We start from the raw sequence: 15,598 nt of genomic DNA, 5'->3' as shown, positions 1-15,598 counted from the left end.
ACGGTGCCGGTTCTCATGCGGCCACCTCCCCGGTCCGGGGGGCGGGTATCCCGGCGACGACGGCGAGCAGCGCCGCGTCGTCGACCACGCCGAGGCAGCGGCCCTGGTCGACGACCCGCGCGGGGCCACCGCTGCGGGCGACGGCCTCGATGGCGTCGACGACGGTGGTGGTCGGGTTCAGCGCCGGGCCCTGTTCGGCCTCGGCGGCGGACGCGGGACGCATGGCGCTGCGCACGGTGAGCACCTGCTCGCGCGGCACGTCGCGGACGAAGTCCCGCACGTAGTCGTCGGCGGGGGAGCCGACGATCTCCTCGGGCGTGCCGAGCTGCACGATCTCACCGTCGCGCATGAGGGCGATCCGGTCACCGAGGCGCAGGGCCTCGGACAGGTCGTGGGTGATGAAGACCATGGTGCGGCCCTCCTCGTGGTGCAGGCGGGCCACCTCCTCCTGCATCTCCCGGCGGATCAGCGGGTCCAGGGCGCTGAACGGTTCGTCGAACAGCAGGACCTCGGGGTCGGCGGCGAGGGCGCGGGCGAGGCCGACGCGCTGCTGCTGGCCGCCGGACAGCTCGCCGGGGCGGCGCTCCTCCAGGCCTTCGAGCCCGACCTTGGCGGTCATCTCGGCGGCCTTGGCGCGCCGTTCGGCGCGGCCCATTCCCTGGATCTCCAGGCCGTAGGCGACGTTGTCCAGCACCGAGCGGTGGGGCAGCAGGCCGAAGTGCTGGAAGACCATGGCGGCGCGGTGCCGGCGCAGCTCACGCAGCCTGGCCCGGTCCATGGCCAGCACGTCCTCGCCGTCGATGGAGAGGGAGCCCGCGGTGGGCTCGATGAGGCGGGTCAGACAGCGGACGAGCGTGGACTTGCCGGAGCCGGACAGGCCCATCACGACGAAGGCCTCGCCCTTGCGGACGTCGAAGCTGACGTCGCGGACGGCCGCGGTACAGCCGGTGCGTTCGCGCAACTCGGCGGTGGACAGGCCGGCGTGGGCGGATCCGGGCACCTTGGCGGCCGCGGCGCGGGGGCCGAAGACCTTCCAGAGGCCGTCGACCGCGAACACCGGCGGTCGGGTGTCGGGAGTCGATCCGTTGGAGCTCTCGTCGGTCGTGTGCGTCTTCGGGTTCATCGCGTGGCGCCTCCCAGCAGCTCGGCGGCTTTTTCGCCGACCATGAGCACTCCGATCATCGGATTGACCGCGGGCATCGTCGGGAAGACCGACGCGTCCGCGATCCGGATCCCGTCCAGGCCCCGGACCCTCAGGTCCGGGCCCACGACGGCCCCGGGGTCGTCCGCCGCGCCCATGCGGCAGGTGCCCGCGGGGTGGTAGACGGTGTGGGCGACGGAGCGGGCGTACGCGCTCAGCTCCTCGTCGCCGGTGATGTCCGGACCGGGGCACACCTCGCGCTTGAGCCATCCGGCCAGCGGCTCCGTCGCCGCGATCTCGCGGGCGATCTTGATGCCGTCGACCAGCGTGCGGGCGTCGTAGTCCTCGTCGTCCGTGAAGTACCGGAAGTCCAGGGCGGGCTTCACCTCGGGGTCCGCACTGGTCAGGTACAGCCGGCCGCGGCTGCGCGGCTTCGGGATGTTCGGGGTCAACGACACGCCGTGCGCGGGGCGTTCGTAGCCGATGCGCTCCGGGTTGTCGGTGAAGGGGACCTGGTAGAAGTGGAACATCAGGTCCGGGCCCGCGGCCGCGGGGTCGCGCCGCACGAACAGGCCGGCGTCACTGTCCATCGCCGAGTTCTCGGGGATCGGACCGTCCGTCTCCCACACGATCACCGACTCCGGGTGGTCGAGGAGGTTCTCGCCGACACCGGGCAGGTCGTGGACCGGGGGAATGCCGAGCGCCTCCAGGTCCTCGCGCGGGCCGATGCCGGAGTGCAGCAGCAGGCGGGGGGTGTCGACCGCGCCCGCGCACACCACGACCTCGCGGCGGGCCCGCAGCAGCGACCGGGTGCCGTCCTGGGACCGTACGTGGACCCCGCGCGCCCGGGTCCCCTCCAGCTCCAGCCGGTACGCCCAGGTCTCCAGCAGCAGGGTCAGGTTCGCCCGCACGTCCATGATCGGGTGCAGGTAGGCCACCGAGGCGGAGGAACGCTTGTTGGTCTCCGGGTGGTAGGCGAGGTCGAAGAAACCGGCGCCCTCGTGGAACGGCTTCGCGTTGAAGCCCTCGACGCGGGGGACGCCCAGCGCGTGCTCGGCCGCGTCCACGAAGTCGCGGGCGATGGCGTTCCGGTCGGCCTCGCCGACGGGGACGATGTTGTTCAGCAGCCGGTCGAAGTACGGGTCCATGGCGGCGGAGTGCCAGCCCTCGGCGCCCGCGTCCGACCACTCGTCCCAGTCGGACGGCAGCGGCTTGAACGCGATCAGGGTGTTGTGCGAGGAACAGCCGCCGAGGACGCGGGCGCGGCTGTGTCTGATGTGCGAGTTGCCGCGCGGCTGCTCGGTGGTGGGGTAGTCGTAGTCGAGTTCCCCGCCGAGCAGGCCCATCCAGCGGCGCAGGGTGAGGACGTCCGGACGGTCGACGTCGCTCGGCCCGCCCTCGATGACGGCGACCGTGACGTTCGGGTCCTGCGTCAGCCGGGCGGCGATCACCGAGCCGGCGGTGCCGCCGCCGACGATGACGTAGTCGTACTCCTGAATGGTTTCCTCGGCGACGTTCTGGCCGAGGTCCGTGTGCGTCGTCATGAAGATGCTCCCTTTCAGCCCGCGAACCAGCGCACGGGACGCGGCGCCAGGTTCTGGTAGACGTGCTTCGTCTCGCGGTACTCGGCGAGACCCGACGGTCCGAGCTCGCGCCCGACACCGGACTTCCCGAAACCGCCCCACTCCGCCTGCGGGAGGTAGGGGTGGAAGTCGTTGATCCAGACGGTGCCGTGGCGCAGTCGGCCCGCCACCCGGCGGGCGCGGCCCTGGTCGGAGGTCCACACGGCGCCGGCGAGCCCGTACTCGGTGTCGTTGGCCAGGGCCACGGCCTCGTCCTCGGTACGGAACGTCTCCACGGTCAGGACCGGCCCGAAGACCTCCTCGCGCACCACGCGCATCCGGCGGTCGCAGCGGTCCAGCACGGTCGGACGGTAGAAGTTGCCCGGGCCCTCGGGGCGCTCGCCGCCGGCGCGCAGCACGGCGCCCTCGGCGAGGGCGGAGGCGACGAACGACTCGGTCCGTTCCCGCTGCGCGGCCGAGACCATCGGGCCGCACTCGACGCCCTCGTCGGTGCCCCGACCGAGACGGATCTTCTCGGCGCGACGGGCGAGTTCGGTGACGAAGCGGTCCCGCACCGATTCCTCGATGATCAGCCGTGATCCGGCCGAGCAGACCTGACCGCTGTGGATGAAGGCGGCGTTCAGGGCCTGGTCGACGGCGGTGTCGAAGCCGTCGGCGGTGGCGCAGGCGTCGGCGAAGACGACGTTGGGGTTCTTGCCGCCGAGTTCGAGGGCGACCTTCTTGACGGTGTCGGCCGCGGCGTGCGCGACCTTCGTGCCACTGGCGAGTCCGCCGGTGAACGACACGAGGTCGACGTCGGGGTGGGCCGAGAGGCGCGCGCCGACGGGGTCCCCGGCGCCGGTCACCAGGTTGGCGACGCCCGCGGGCAGTCCGGCCTCCACCAGCAGCTCGACGAGGACGACCGTGCTCAGCGGGGTCAGCTCGCTGGGCTTGATGACGAAGGTGTTGCCCGCGGCCAGCGCCGGGGCCACCTTCCAGCTCGCCTGGAGCAGCGGATAGTTCCACGGAGTGATCAGTGCGCACACGCCGACCGGCTCGTGCACGACCACGCTGTGGATGTCGGCGGAGCCGGCGTCGACGACCCGGCCGCCGCCCTCGCCGATGACGAGGTCGGCGAAGTAGCGGAAGGCGGCGCTGACGCAGTCCACGTCCACGCGACCCTCTTCGAGGGTCTTGCCCGCGTCCAGGCTCTCCAGGAGCGCGATCCGCTCCCGGTCGCGCTGGAGCAGGTCGGCCGTGCGGCGCAGCACCTCGGCGCGCTCGGCCACCGGGGTCTGAGGCCACTCGCCGCCGTCGAAGGCGGCGCGGGCGGCGCCGACGGCCGCGTCGGCATCGGCGGCGCTGCCCTCGGCGACCACCGCGAGCACGGTGCCGTCGGCGGGATCCAGGATCTCCCTCGTGGCGCCGGTCGACGCGGACCGCCACTTTCCGGCTGTGTGAATGCTCAGTTGCTCCGACACGACGCGCTGTACCTCCGATTTCCGCACCGCGGCGGACCCGCGGTGATGGTGCAGTGGGGCCCGCCTGCCCCCGGGCGGCGAGGTCATGTCCCCTGCGTCACGGGAAGTGACCGGTGTCACGTTCGGGGGCACCTGTTTCCGGCTCCCGGGAAACACCGACAAAGGCGGCGTAACCTGGTCGAACCGCCGTATCCGCGCGTGAATCCTGGAGGCGGCGCATGACCGATCCGTTCGGCTTCCTCAGGACGCCCCGCAGCCCCGTTCCGGCGCGCCCCGCGGACGAGCGGCTCGGCGACTGGCGCGAGGTCCACTCCGGTCAGGCGCTGCTGCCCCTGGTGTCCGAGCAGGCGAACCGGTGCATGGACTGCGGGATCCCGTTCTGCCACGCCGGCTGCCCCCTCGGGAACCTGATCCCCGAGTGGAACGCGTACGCCGCCCACGGTGCCTGGCGGGCCGCCTCCGACCGGTTGCACGCGACGAACAACTTCCCCGAGTTCACCGGCCGGCTCTGCCCGGCCCCCTGCGAGGACGCCTGCGTCCTGACGATCAACGCCGACGCGGTGACCATCAAGAACGTCGAGCAGACCATCGCCGACCAGGCGTGGGAGCACGCCTACACCGTCCCGGCGCCGCCCGGCCGGCTCAGCGGCAAGACCGTCGCGGTCATAGGGTCCGGCCCCGCCGGCCTCGCCGCGGCCCAGCAGCTCACCCGCGCCGGACACACCGTCGTCGTCCACGAGCGGGCCGACCGGATCGGCGGACTGCTCCGCTACGGCATCCCGGCCTTCAAGATGGAGAAGTCGCACCTGGACCGCCGCGTCGAACAGATGCGGGCCGAGGGCACCGTCTTCCGCACGGACAGCGACATCGGCGGTCGGGTCGACGCGGCCGACCTCCGCAGGCGGTACGACGCCGTCGTCGTCGCGGTCGGCGCCATGGAGCGCAGGGAGCTGACCGTACCGGGTCGGGAGCTGCGCGGCATCCACCAGGCCATGGACTACCTGACCGGCGCGAACAGGGTCGTGGAGGGCGACATCGCGGAACCCGAGGTCACCGCCGCGGGACGGCACGTGGTGATCGTCGGGGGCGGGGACACCGGCTCCGACTGCCTGGGCACGGCCCTGCGCCAGCGCGCCCTGTCGGTGGTCCAGCTCGACATCAACCCCGAGCCCGGCCCCACCCGGCCCGACACCCAGCCCTGGCCCGTGTACCCGAAGGTCTACCGGATCTCGCACGCCCACGAGGAGGCCCGCGGCCGCCACGGCGCCGATCCCCGGGCCTTCTCCTGCGCGACCCTGCACTTCGAAGGCGATGCGACCGGCCGGGTACGGGCCCTGCGCCTGACCGCCGTGGAACCCGCGCAGCGCGGCGCCCTGCCCGGCACCGAGCGGCTGATCGAAGCCGGGCTGGTGCTGCTGGCGCTCGGCTTCTCGGGGCCCGAACGGGCCTGCGGCCTGGGCGGGCAGCTCGGGCTCGTCCGGGACGAGCAGGGCAACTTCGCGCGGGACGACGACTTCGCGGCGCTCGCCGGTCCGTCCCGGCCGACGGACGGGGTGTTCGTGGCGGGCGACGCCGGGCGCGGGCAGTCCCTCGTGGTGTGGGCGATCGCGGAGGGCCGCTCCGTCGCCGCCGCGGTCGACCGCTACCTGACGGGCGGCACCGCCCTCCAGGCCCCGATCCGCGCGCGGGACCGGCCGCTGCTGACGTGAGCCGGGTGGGGCCGCGCACGCATGTGTGGTGTGCACGCATACACATCAATGCCTGCCCGACGGACAGACGTAGTGGTATGACCACGCAGCGAACAGATCAGTTCGATTCGGACCGTATCGGGACCCGGCGCCGCGCCGAGGTCGAACAGCGCCACGACGCGTTGGAGGCCGACGCCTTCGGGCCGAACGGGGGGACCCAGCTCTCCCGCGGGGCCCTGACCGGCTACCAGTGGGCCCTGGGACGCGGCGACGGGGCCCCCGTCACCGGCGCCGTGGCCGAGAGCACGCCCGACATGGACCTGCTGACGGCCGAGGTGGACGCCGCCACGGTGCAACTGGAGGCGGGCCCGCTGACGACCCTGCCGCGCGACTACACCCAGGGCGTGCACGACGCCCTGGCATGGGTGTGCGGCCACACCGAAGTCTCCCCTTGACGGGCTTGACCGGCTTGACGGGCTGACGGGCCGGCCGGCGGACGCGTTCAGTGCTCCGACGCCCCGAACTCGGCGTGCTGCGTCCTGAGTGCGAAGTCCGGTTCCCCGGTCGGTTCGGCAGGCGGCAGGCACACCCGCCGCGCCTCCGCGCGCGCCTCGACCAGGAGCTTCTCGAACGCCTCGTCCGTCATGATCCTCACCGTCCCGGGCCGGCCCCCGGCCCCGTGGTCGGTCCGCCGTACCCACGGATGATTCGTCGCCGATCCCGGCGGGGTTTGGCGGGGCGCCGAACGACGGGCGGCGGGCCGGCCGCCAGGTGGCGGCGCGCTCGGCCCGCTTTCGAGTGACGTCGGCGCTTCGTGCCGCGTCATCCGCTCCGGCGTGCCCGACGATCGCAGGCGGCCGGGGATGCCCGGTCACGGTCCGCCGACGGCGGCTGGTCGCGGGGAGACGGTGTGCACATCCTGCTGGTGGCGAGCGCGTTCAACAGTCTGACCCAGCGCGTCCACGCGGAGCTGCGGGACCACGGTCACCGCGTCGCCGTCGAGCTGGCCGCGCCCGGCGTCCCCCTCGCCGACGCGGTGCGCCGCCACCGACCCGACCTGATCATCGCGCCGATGCTGACGACGGCCCTGCCGCGGGAGGTCTGGGAGGCCCACACCTGCCTCATCGTGCACCCGGGACCGGTCGGGGACCGGGGCCCGTCCTCGCTGGACCGGGCGATCCTCGACCGGGCGGACCGGTGGGGCGTCACCGTCCTCCAGGCCACCGGCGAGATGGACGCCGGCGACGTCTGGGCGTTCGCCGACTGCCCCCTGCCCGAGGTGGCCAAGAGCGACCTCTACCGGGGCGAGATCGCGGACGCCGCCCTGCGGGCGGTGCTGACCGCCGTGGAACGCTTCGCCTCCGGTACGTACTCCCCACGGCCCCAGACCACGCACCGCACCCGGCCCTACCTGGGCCAGGAGGACCGCCGGATCGACTGGGAGGCGGATCCGACCGAGCGGGTCCTGCGCACGCTCCGCGCGGCCGACTCCCGGCCCGGCGTACTGGACGAACTCCTCGGCGACGCCTGGTACCTGCACGGCGGCCGCCCCGAGTACGAGCTGCGCGGCCGCCCCGGCGAACTGCTCGCCACCCGCGAGGGTGCCGTCTGCCGGGCGACGACCGACGGCGCCGTCTGGATCCCCGAACTCCGGGCCCGACGCCGGCCCGGGCAACCCGCTCCGGTCAAACTGCCCGCCACCCTGGCCCTCGCCGATCGCCTGCCGCCCCTGCCCGAACTGCCCGCCCCGCCCGCATGCGACGGGCCGAACGGGTCGCACGGCGCCGGAGCCCCGGGCGACATCGGATACCGGGAGGAGGGCCGGGTCGGCGTCCTGTCGTTCTCCTTCCCCGGCGGCGCCATGGCCACCGATCACTGCCGTCGCCTGCTGCACGCCTACCGCGAGGCCTGCTCGCGCCCCACGTCCGTCCTGGTGCTCGGCGGTGGCCGGGACTTCTTCTCCAACGGGATCCACCTCGGCGTCATCGAGGCGGCCGATGACCCCGCCGCCGAGTCCTGGGCGAACATCCAGGCCATGGACGATCTGGTGGAGGCCGTCCTGACCACCACCGACCGCCTCGTCGTGGCCGCCCTCGGCGGGAACGCCGCCGCCGGAGGGGCGATGCTGGCCCTCGCCGCCGACGAGGTCTGGTGCCGTACCGGCGTCGTCCTGAACCCGCACTACCGGCTGATGGGCCTGTACGGATCCGAGTACTGGACGTACACCCTGCCCCGCCGCGTGGGCGCCGCCGTCGCGGAGCGACTCACCACCGACGCACTGCCGCTGAGCGCCGCCGCCGCCGAAGGCCTCGGCCTGATCGACCGTACGGTGCCCTGCGCCCCCGACGCGTTCGCCGCCGAGACGGCCCGCCTCGCGGGACTGCTGGCGGACTCACCCGCCACGGCGTCCCGGATCGCGGGAAAGAAGGCGGCCCGCGACCGCGACGAGGCCGTCAGACCGCTCGCCGCCCACCGGGAGGCCGAGCTGGCCCTGATGCGGGCCACCTTCCACGACCCGAAAGCCCCGTACCACGCACTGCGCAGGGCCTTCGTACGCAAGGAACCCGCGACCGGGACCCCGCCGCACCTCGCCGACCCGGCGTCAAGCCGGCGCGGCGACGTCACCGCAATGGCCGCGCATGACAGCCCACCCGGATCGGGGCCCTGTTACCAAGAAGGGTGAGGGCGTCGGCCCACACGCGGACGCTTCCCCCACCTCCCGCACACCTCCCCAAGGAGGCATCCTCATGGATGCAGCAACGCCGACCACGGTAGAGGACCCCCCGATCCACATCCTCTGGATCAACGCGGGACTGAGCTGCGACGGCGACTCGGTGTCCCTGACGGCAGCGATGCAGCCCAGCATCGAAGAGATCGTGATGGGCGTCCTGCCCGGTCTGCCGAAGATCGCCGTGCACTGGCCGCTCATCGACTTCGAGTGCGGACCCGTCGGCGGCGCCGACACCTTCATCGAGTGGTTCTTCAAGGGCGAGCGCGGTGAGATCGACCCCTTCGTCCTGGTCGTCGAAGGATCCATCCCCAACGAGAAGATCAAGCCCGAGGGCTACTGGTGCGGCTTCGGCGACGATCCGCTGACCGGCCAGCCCATCACCACCAGCGAGTGGCTCGACCGGCTGGCCCCCAAGGCCCTCGCCGTCGTCGCCATCGGCACGTGCGCCACCTACGGCGGCATCCACGCGATGGAGGGCAACCCGACCGGCGCCATGGGCGTGCCCGACTACCTCGGCTGGGACTGGAAGTCCAAGGCGGGGATCCCCATCGTGTGCGTTCCGGGCTGCCCCATCCAGCCGGACAACTTCTCCGAGACCCTCACCTACCTGCTGTACCAGGCGGCCGGCTCGGCCCCGATGATCCCGCTCGACGACAAGCTGCGCCCCACCTGGCTGTTCGGCGCCACCGTCCACGAGGGCTGCGACCGGGCCGGCTACTACGAGCAGGGCCAGTTCGCGGAGACCTACGACTCCCCGAAGTGCCTTGTCAAGCTCGGGTGTTGGGGTCCGGTCGTCAAGTGCAACGTGCCCAAGCGCGGCTGGATGAACGGCATCGGCGGCTGTCCCAACGTCGGCGGCATCTGCATCGCCTGCACCATGCCGGGCTTCCCCGACAAGTTCATGCCCTTCATGGACGAGCCTCCCGGCGGCAAGGTGTCCGCCACCGCCAGCGGGATCTACGGCGCGGTGATCCGAAAGCTCCGCGCGGTGACGGCGCACACCGTCGACCAGGAACCGAAGTGGCGCAACCCGGGGGAGCGGCTGACCACCGGCTACCGGCCGCCGTGGTGACACCTCCCCGCGCACTCCACCCGTAAGCCGCGGGTCCGAACCCCGCGAGAACCCTCAGCACCCGCGAGAACCCTCAGTACCCCCACCCAAGAAGGGTCACGGCAGACACGATGGCACCGAAGACGAAGGCGGCCGGAGACGGCAGCGGCCTGGTGGAGATGTCCTGGGATCCGATCACCCGGATCGTGGGCAGCCTCGGCATCCACACGAAGATCGACTTCAAGCAGAAGCGCGTGGCGGAGTGCTACAGCACCTCGTCGGTCTTCCGCGGCTACAGCGTCTTCATGCGCGGCAAGGACCCCCGCGACGCGCACTTCATCACCAGCCGCATCTGCGGGATCTGCGGCGACAACCACGCCACGTGTTCCGTGTACGCGCAGAACATGGCCTACGGGGTGAAGCCGCCCCACCTCGCCGAGTGGATCATCAACCTCGGCGAGGCCGCAGAGTACATGTTCGACCACAACATCTTCCAGGAGAACCTGGTCGGGGTCGACTACTGCGAGAAGATGGTCCGCGAGACCAACCCCGGCGTCCTGGAGCTGGCCGAGCGCACGCCCGCCCCGCACGCCGGGGAACACGGCTTCAAGACCATCGCCGACATCATGCGCTCCCTCAACCCCCTGGAGGGCGAGTTCTACCGCGAGGCCCTCCAGGTCAGCCGGTACACGCGCGAGATGTTCTGCCTGATGGAAGGGCGCCACGTGCACCCCTCCACCCTCTACCCGGGCGGCGTCGGCACCATCGCCTCCGTCCAGCTCTTCACGGACTACATGAGCCGCCTCATGCGGTACTGCGAGTTCATGAAGCGCGTCGTCCCGCTCCACGACGACCTGTTCGACTTCTTCTACGAAGCCCTCCCCGGCTACGAGGAAGTCGGCCGCCGGCGCGTGCTGCTGGGCTGCTGGGGCGCGCTCAACGACCCCGAGCACTGCGACTTCACGTACGCCAACATGACCGACTGGGGACGGAAGATGTTCGTCACCCCGGGCGTCGTCGTGGACGGCAAACTGGTCACCAACGACCTCACCGAGATCAACCTCGGCATCCGCATCCTGCTCGGCAGCTCGTACTACGACGACTGGCAGGGCCAGGAGAAGTTCGTCACCCACGACCCGCTCGGCAACCCGGTCGACGCCCGCCACCCCTGGAACCAACACACCATTCCCGCGCCGCAGAAGCGCGACTTCGACGACAAGTACAGCTGGGTGATGTCCCCCCGCTGGTTCGACGGCAAGGACCACCTCCCCCTCGACACCGGCGGCGGCCCCCTCGCCCGCCTGTGGTCCACCGCCCTGTCCGGCCTGGTGAACACCGACTACGTCCAGGCCACCGGCCACAGCGTGGTCATCACCCTGCCGCGCACCATGACCAAGCCCGAGACCCGCTTCGAGTGGAAGATCCCGAAGTGGAGCAACGCGCTGGAGCGCAACCGCGCCCGCACGTACTTCCAGGCGTACGCCGCGGCCATCGCGCTGCACTGCGCCGAGAAGGGCCTCGCCGAGGTCCGCGCCGGACGCACCCAGACCTGGGAGAAGTTCGAGGTCCCCGACGAGGGCCTGGGCGTCGGCTTCACCGAGGCCGTGCGCGGCGTCCTCTCGCACCACATGGTGATCCGCGACGGCAAGATCGCCAACTACCACCCCTACCCGCCGACCCCGTGGAACGCCAGCACCCGCGACACCTACGGCACCCCCGGACCGTACGAGGACGCCGTGCAGAACACGCCCATCTTCGAGGAGAACACCCCGGAGAACTTCAAGGGCATCGACATCATGCGTGCCGTGCGCAGCTTCGACCCCTGTCTGCCGTGCGGCGTCCACATGTACGTCGGCGGCGGCAAGACGATCAAGCAGATGCACGTCCCCACCGGGCTGAGCGGACTGGGCGGATGAGCGCCCCCACCGACGCCCGCCGGGCGGGCCTGCGCGTCGAGGAGGTCCTCGACCGGCTCGCGGCCACCGGCGACCGCGAGGTGTGCGCGGCGGCCGAGGAACTGGTGCGCGTGCTCATGGACCTCTACGGCGCGGGGCTGGCGAGCATCACCACCCGCCTCGACGACGAGGCCCTCGCCACGCTCCTCGACGACGAACTCGTCTCCGGGCTGCTGGCCCTGCACGACCTGCACCCCGAGGACGCGCACACCCGGATCGCCCGCGCCCTGGCGGCCGTACGGGAACCGGTGGAACTGGTCGGCTTCGACGAGAGCACGGGCGTGCTGCGCCTGCGCTCCGCACCGAGTTCCGGTTGCGGCTGCGGAGGCGGCGACGACGGCGGTCGACAGGCCGTCGAGGACGCGCTGGCCTCCTTCGCACCCGAGGTGACCGAGGTCCGGATGGAGGCGGCCGCGCCCCAGCAGCCGCTGCTGCAGATCGGCGTCCGCCCGAACACCAGCCCGGCGCGGGTTTCGTGAGCGCGTCACAGGGCTGGGCACCGCCCGCCGCACGGACCGGCGGACCGCGCGGCCTGCGCCGGTTCGCCGGGCCGCGCGCCCCCCGTCCCGAGACCTGTGAACTGTGCGGGGTCGCGGTCGCCGAGGACGGCCACCGTCACCTGGTCGAGATCGAGAAGCGCGCCCTGGCGTGCGCCTGCACGGCCTGTGCCCTGCTGTTCGACCGGCCCGGCGCGGCGACCGGACGCTACCGCGCCGTCCCGAACCGGTACCTCACCGACCCCGACCATCCGCTCGAAGGCGGGGTGTGGGAACAGCTCCAGATCCCGGTCAGCGTCGCGTTCTTCTTCCGCAACGCCGCACTCGACCGCCTCGTCGCGCTGTACCCCAGCCCCGCCGGCGCCACCGAGAGCGAACTCGACCCCGCCACCTGGCAGACCGCACTCGGCGGCAACCCCCTGTCCGCACTGCTCGAACCGGACGTCGAGGCGCTCCTGCTGCGGCGCGCCGAGGGCCGGACCGACTGCTATCTGGTGCCCATCGACATCTGTTACGAACTCGTCGGCCGCATGCGCCTGTTGTGGCAGGGCTTCGACGGCGGGTCCGAGGCACGCGCCGCCCTGGCGGCCTTCTTCGAACAGGTCGAGCGCCGCGCCAAGACCCCGGCGAAGGAGGTGCGGCCGTGACGGAGTTCGGCTTCACCTGCACCGGCGTACGGGCCGACCCGTACGCCGCCGGCCCCACCCTCGTCTTCCGGCTGGCCATCACCGCCACCGAACAGACTCGGATCCACGCCCTCGCCCTGCGCTGCCAGATCCGGATCGAACCGGCCCGACGCGGCTACGGACCCACCGAGGCCGAGGGCCTCGCCGACCTGTTCGGGGAACGCTCCCGGTGGGGCAACACCCTCCTGCCCGTCCAGTTCGCGCAGGTCACCCTCATGGTGCCCAGCTTCACCGGGTCCACCGAGATCGACCTGGTCGTGCCCTGCACCTACGACATGGACATCGCGGCGAGCCGCTACCTCGGCGCCCTGGAGGACGGCGAGGCACCCCTGCTCATGTTGTTCTCCGGCACCGCGTTCACCGGCGCCGGCGGCTTCCACGTCGAGCCCGTCCCGTGGGACCGCGAAGCCTCGTACCGCATGCCGGTCGCGGTCTGGCAGGAGATGATCGAGCAGCACTTCCCCGGCTGCGGATGGCTCAGACTGCCCCGCGACACCATGGACGCACTGCTCGCCTACCGCTCCCGGCACGCCCTCGCCTCCTGGGAGGCCACCGTACGGGCCCTCCTGGACGCGGCGGCGCTCCCCACCGGCGCCCCGGACGCGAAACCCTCACCGCAGGAACGCTTCCGGGCGGGCGCCCTGCCGCCGCGCCCCGCGGAGAGGACGGCCGCGCCATGACCACGACCACCGGAACGACCGTCACCACCACGACGGCCGGCGCGGCGGGAACGACCGCGCTCGAAGCCCGCTTCGCGATCGCCCGACAGGTGGCCGACGCCGTGCTCTTCGAGGGGTACGTGCTCTACCCCTACCGGGCCTCGGCGGCCAAGAACCGGTTGCGGTGGCAGTTCGGCGTCCTCGTGCCGCCCGCCTGGGCTCCCGCGCACGAGGAGCACTGCCTCCAACAGACCGAGATCCTGATGGAGCCGAAGGGGAACGCGACGCTCGCCGTCGAGCTCCGCTTCCTGCACGCCCAGCGGCGGACCGTCCAACAGGCCCGACCGGACGGATCGTTCACCGACGTGAGGGAGCTGCACCTCGACGACCGGGTCCTCGTCCCCTGGGACGAGGGGACCGAGGAACGCGTCGAGATGACTGTGGACGTGGCCGACCTCGCGGGGGAGGGCGTCCGGGTCCCGGTCACCCGGCCCGCACGCGAGGAGACCGAGGACGTCCACGACGCGGACGGCCGGACCGTCGGCCGGCTGCTGCGCCGCACCGAGAACATCGACGCCGTCGTCCGACTACGGGCGAGCGAACTCGACTGCGCCTACCGGGCCTGGAAGCTGACCGCGGTGGTGGAGAACACCAGCCCGTGGACACCCGACGAGAGCGGGGCCGACCGCGACGCCGCGCTGCCCCGTTCCCTGGTCGCCGCGCACCTCCTGCTCGGCCTCGACAAGGGCTCCTTCCTGTCGATGACCGACCCGCCCGAATGGGCCAAGGGCGCCGTCGCCGACTGCGTCAACCGGCAGACCTGGCCCGTGCTGGCCGGCGAGCCCGGCCGCGCCGACGTGGTGCTCTCCTCCCCGATCATCCTGGAGGACCACCCCGGCATCGCCCCCGAGAGCATCGGCGCCATGTACGACGCCACCGAGATCGACGAGATCCTCGCGCTGCGCACCGCCGCCCTGACCGATCAGGAGAAGCGCGAGGCACGCGGCACCGACCCGAGGGCCGCCGCCGTGATCGACCTCGCCGAATCCATGCCGCCCGAGGTCCTGGAGCGGCTGCACGGCGCGGTCCGGGGACTGCGGGAGATCACCGACCCCGACATCCCGGTGGATGCCCCGACCGGTCTCGAACCCTTCGACAGCCAGGCCGTGTTCCGCCCCGACACCCCCTGGTGGGACCCCGCCCACGCGGACCCCGTCGACCCCGCCCGGGAGCCCGTCCTCGTGGACGGCGTCCCGGTGGGCGCCGGCAGCCGCGTGCTGCTGCGCCCGGGCCTGCGGCGCAGCGACGCGCAGGACCTGTTCCTCCACGGCCGCTCCGCCCGCATCGAGGCCGTCCTGCACGACGTGGACGGGGGAGTGCACCTCGCCGTCACGGTGGACGGCGATCCCGGCGCCGACATCCGGCGCGAACAGGGCCGCTTCCTCTACTTCCAACCCGACGAGGTGACCGCCCTGGACGAGACGGAACCCTCGGACGACGTGAGCCCCCTGGAGGACACGTGAGCGGCGGGACCCTGATCGCGGGGATCGGCAACGTGTTCCTCGGTGACGACGGATTCGGTGTCGAGGTGGTGCGCGCCCTGTCCGCGCACCACCTGCCGGACCACGTGGAGGTGGTGGACTTCGGTGTGCGCGGCGTCCACCTCGCCTACCAACTGCTCGACGGCTACGACACCCTCGTCCTGGTGGACGCCACCGCGCGCGGCGGCGAGCCCGGCACGCTGTATCTCATCGAGGTCGACGAGTGCGCCGGCGCCCCGATCGGCGGCGCCGTGCTCGACGGCCACCACATGTCGCCCGACGCGGTCCTCGCGCTGCTCGGCACCCTGTGCGCGGGCACGGGCGGCACCCCGCCCCGACGCACGCTGGTGCTCGGCTGCGAACCCGCCTCCGTGGAGGAGGGCATGGGCCTCAGCGGCCCCGTGGCCGCCGCGGTCCCGGAGGCCGTGCGGACGCTCGTGGGACTGGCCCGGGAAGACCTGGTGACAACGGAGGAGAGAACCCCATGAAGAAGGAAGTCCTCTGCGGCGTGGCCCTGGCCGCCCTGTTCACGGTGGCCGTACTGGTCGCCCCCGACATCAAGCGTTATCTGCGCATGCGCAGGATGTGACACCTCCCGCACCCCCT

15 protein-coding genes are annotated in these 15,598 nt (G+C 72.3%); 11 read left to right on the top strand and 4 right to left on the bottom strand.

What is annotated here, in order from left to right:
• Positions 1-13 precede the first annotated feature (13 nt).
• Genes OG906_RS03520 through OG906_RS03510 form a run of 3 tightly spaced genes read right to left on the bottom strand, consistent with a single transcriptional unit; the run spans position 14 to position 4,184 of the window.
• The gene (locus OG906_RS03520) at positions 14-1,123 is read right to left on the bottom strand and encodes a quaternary amine ABC transporter ATP-binding protein (RefSeq protein WP_329439862.1); all 1,110 of its coding nucleotides are present in this window, start codon (positions 1,121-1,123) and stop codon (positions 14-16) included.
• Positions 1,120-2,685 carry a GMC family oxidoreductase gene (locus OG906_RS03515; protein ID WP_329439861.1) on the bottom strand — a complete coding sequence of 522 codons (1,566 nt, stop codon included), beginning with the start codon at positions 2,683-2,685 and terminating at the stop codon, positions 1,120-1,122. Before OG906_RS03515 ends, OG906_RS03520 begins: the two co-directional genes overlap by 4 nt.
• A gap of 14 nt (positions 2,686-2,699) precedes the next feature.
• Entirely contained in the window at positions 2,700-4,184 is a 1,485-nt protein-coding gene (locus tag OG906_RS03510) for an aldehyde dehydrogenase family protein (RefSeq protein ID WP_329439860.1), read from the bottom strand.
• 218 nt (positions 4,185-4,402) lie between these two features.
• Here OG906_RS03510 and OG906_RS03505 point away from each other — a divergent pair, with 218 nt between their 5' ends.
• A complete protein-coding gene (locus OG906_RS03505; RefSeq protein WP_329439859.1) occupies positions 4,403-5,893 on the top strand; it encodes a glutamate synthase subunit beta in 1,491 nt (496 codons plus the stop codon).
• Between the two features lie 77 nt (positions 5,894-5,970).
• On the top strand, positions 5,971-6,327 hold the full coding sequence (locus OG906_RS03500; RefSeq protein WP_329439857.1) for a hypothetical protein: 357 nt from the start codon (positions 5,971-5,973) through the stop codon (positions 6,325-6,327).
• Between the two features lie 47 nt (positions 6,328-6,374).
• Here the strand turns inward: OG906_RS03500 and OG906_RS03495 are convergent, their stop codons facing one another.
• Positions 6,375-6,518, bottom strand: a complete 144-nt coding sequence (locus OG906_RS03495) for a hypothetical protein (RefSeq protein WP_267795851.1) — start codon at positions 6,516-6,518, stop codon at positions 6,375-6,377.
• 264 nt (positions 6,519-6,782) lie between these two features.
• Between OG906_RS03495 and OG906_RS03490 the strand changes: the two genes are divergently transcribed.
• The 9 genes from OG906_RS03490 (at position 6,783) to OG906_RS43575 (ending at position 15,581) form a co-directional block, all read left to right on the top strand.
• Positions 6,783-8,555, top strand: coding sequence for an enoyl-CoA hydratase-related protein (locus OG906_RS03490; RefSeq protein WP_329439854.1), 1,773 nt, complete (start codon positions 6,783-6,785; stop codon positions 8,553-8,555).
• Between the two features lie 64 nt (positions 8,556-8,619).
• Positions 8,620-9,675: a hydrogenase expression protein HypE gene (locus OG906_RS03485; protein ID WP_266953002.1), complete on the top strand. Its 1,056-nt coding sequence runs from the start codon at positions 8,620-8,622 to the stop codon at positions 9,673-9,675.
• A 110-nt stretch (positions 9,676-9,785) separates the two neighbouring features.
• A complete protein-coding gene (locus tag OG906_RS03480; RefSeq protein ID WP_266953004.1) occupies positions 9,786-11,570 on the top strand; it encodes a nickel-dependent hydrogenase large subunit in 1,785 nt (594 codons plus the stop codon).
• Positions 11,567-12,088, top strand: coding sequence for a hypothetical protein (locus tag OG906_RS03475; RefSeq protein ID WP_329439850.1), 522 nt, complete (start codon positions 11,567-11,569; stop codon positions 12,086-12,088). The genes OG906_RS03480 and OG906_RS03475 overlap by 4 nt, the downstream gene beginning before the upstream one ends.
• On the top strand, positions 12,085-12,753 hold the full coding sequence (locus OG906_RS03470) for a DUF5947 family protein (RefSeq protein ID WP_329439848.1): 669 nt from the start codon (positions 12,085-12,087) through the stop codon (positions 12,751-12,753). Before OG906_RS03475 ends, OG906_RS03470 begins: the two co-directional genes overlap by 4 nt.
• Complete coding sequence (locus OG906_RS03465; protein WP_329439846.1) at positions 12,750-13,472, top strand: DUF6084 family protein; 723 nt, start codon at positions 12,750-12,752, stop codon at positions 13,470-13,472. The genes OG906_RS03470 and OG906_RS03465 overlap by 4 nt, the downstream gene beginning before the upstream one ends.
• Positions 13,469-14,974, top strand: a complete 1,506-nt coding sequence (locus OG906_RS03460) for a hypothetical protein (RefSeq protein WP_329439844.1) — start codon at positions 13,469-13,471, stop codon at positions 14,972-14,974. Before OG906_RS03465 ends, OG906_RS03460 begins: the two co-directional genes overlap by 4 nt.
• The gene (locus OG906_RS03455; protein ID WP_267795845.1) at positions 14,971-15,480 is read left to right on the top strand and encodes a hydrogenase maturation protease; all 510 of its coding nucleotides are present in this window, start codon (positions 14,971-14,973) and stop codon (positions 15,478-15,480) included. The genes OG906_RS03460 and OG906_RS03455 overlap by 4 nt, the downstream gene beginning before the upstream one ends.
• A complete protein-coding gene (locus tag OG906_RS43575) occupies positions 15,477-15,581 on the top strand; it encodes a DUF6893 family small protein (RefSeq protein WP_371591520.1) in 105 nt (34 codons plus the stop codon). Before OG906_RS03455 ends, OG906_RS43575 begins: the two co-directional genes overlap by 4 nt.
• The last annotated feature ends 17 nt before the right edge of the window (positions 15,582-15,598 follow it).

The sequence above is a fragment of the Streptomyces sp. NBC_01426 genome (assembly GCF_036231985.1).
In the GTDB taxonomy this organism is placed as follows: domain Bacteria; phylum Actinomycetota; class Actinomycetes; order Streptomycetales; family Streptomycetaceae; genus Streptomyces.
The sequence above is the reverse complement of the archived record's forward strand: the minus strand, read 5'-3'. Positions and strand labels throughout refer to the sequence as shown.

Coding starts and splice junctions, on each gene's coding strand:
- OG906_RS03520 (WP_329439862.1), bottom strand. CDS start 1,123: ATGAACCCGAAGACGCACACGACCGACGAGAGCTCCAACGGATCGACT.
- OG906_RS03515 (WP_329439861.1), bottom strand. CDS start 2,685: ATGACGACGCACACGGACCTCGGCCAGAACGTCGCCGAGGAAACCATT.
- OG906_RS03505 (WP_329439859.1), top strand. CDS start 4,403: ATGACCGATCCGTTCGGCTTCCTCAGGACGCCCCGCAGCCCCGTTCCG.
- OG906_RS03500 (WP_329439857.1), top strand. CDS start 5,971: ATGACCACGCAGCGAACAGATCAGTTCGATTCGGACCGTATCGGGACC.
- OG906_RS03495 (WP_267795851.1), bottom strand. CDS start 6,518: ATGACGGACGAGGCGTTCGAGAAGCTCCTGGTCGAGGCGCGCGCGGAG.
- OG906_RS03485 (WP_266953002.1), top strand. CDS start 8,620: ATGGATGCAGCAACGCCGACCACGGTAGAGGACCCCCCGATCCACATC.
- OG906_RS03480 (WP_266953004.1), top strand. CDS start 9,786: ATGGCACCGAAGACGAAGGCGGCCGGAGACGGCAGCGGCCTGGTGGAG.
- OG906_RS03475 (WP_329439850.1), top strand. CDS start 11,567: ATGAGCGCCCCCACCGACGCCCGCCGGGCGGGCCTGCGCGTCGAGGAG.
- OG906_RS03460 (WP_329439844.1), top strand. CDS start 13,469: ATGACCACGACCACCGGAACGACCGTCACCACCACGACGGCCGGCGCG.
- OG906_RS43575 (WP_371591520.1), top strand. CDS start 15,477: ATGAAGAAGGAAGTCCTCTGCGGCGTGGCCCTGGCCGCCCTGTTCACG.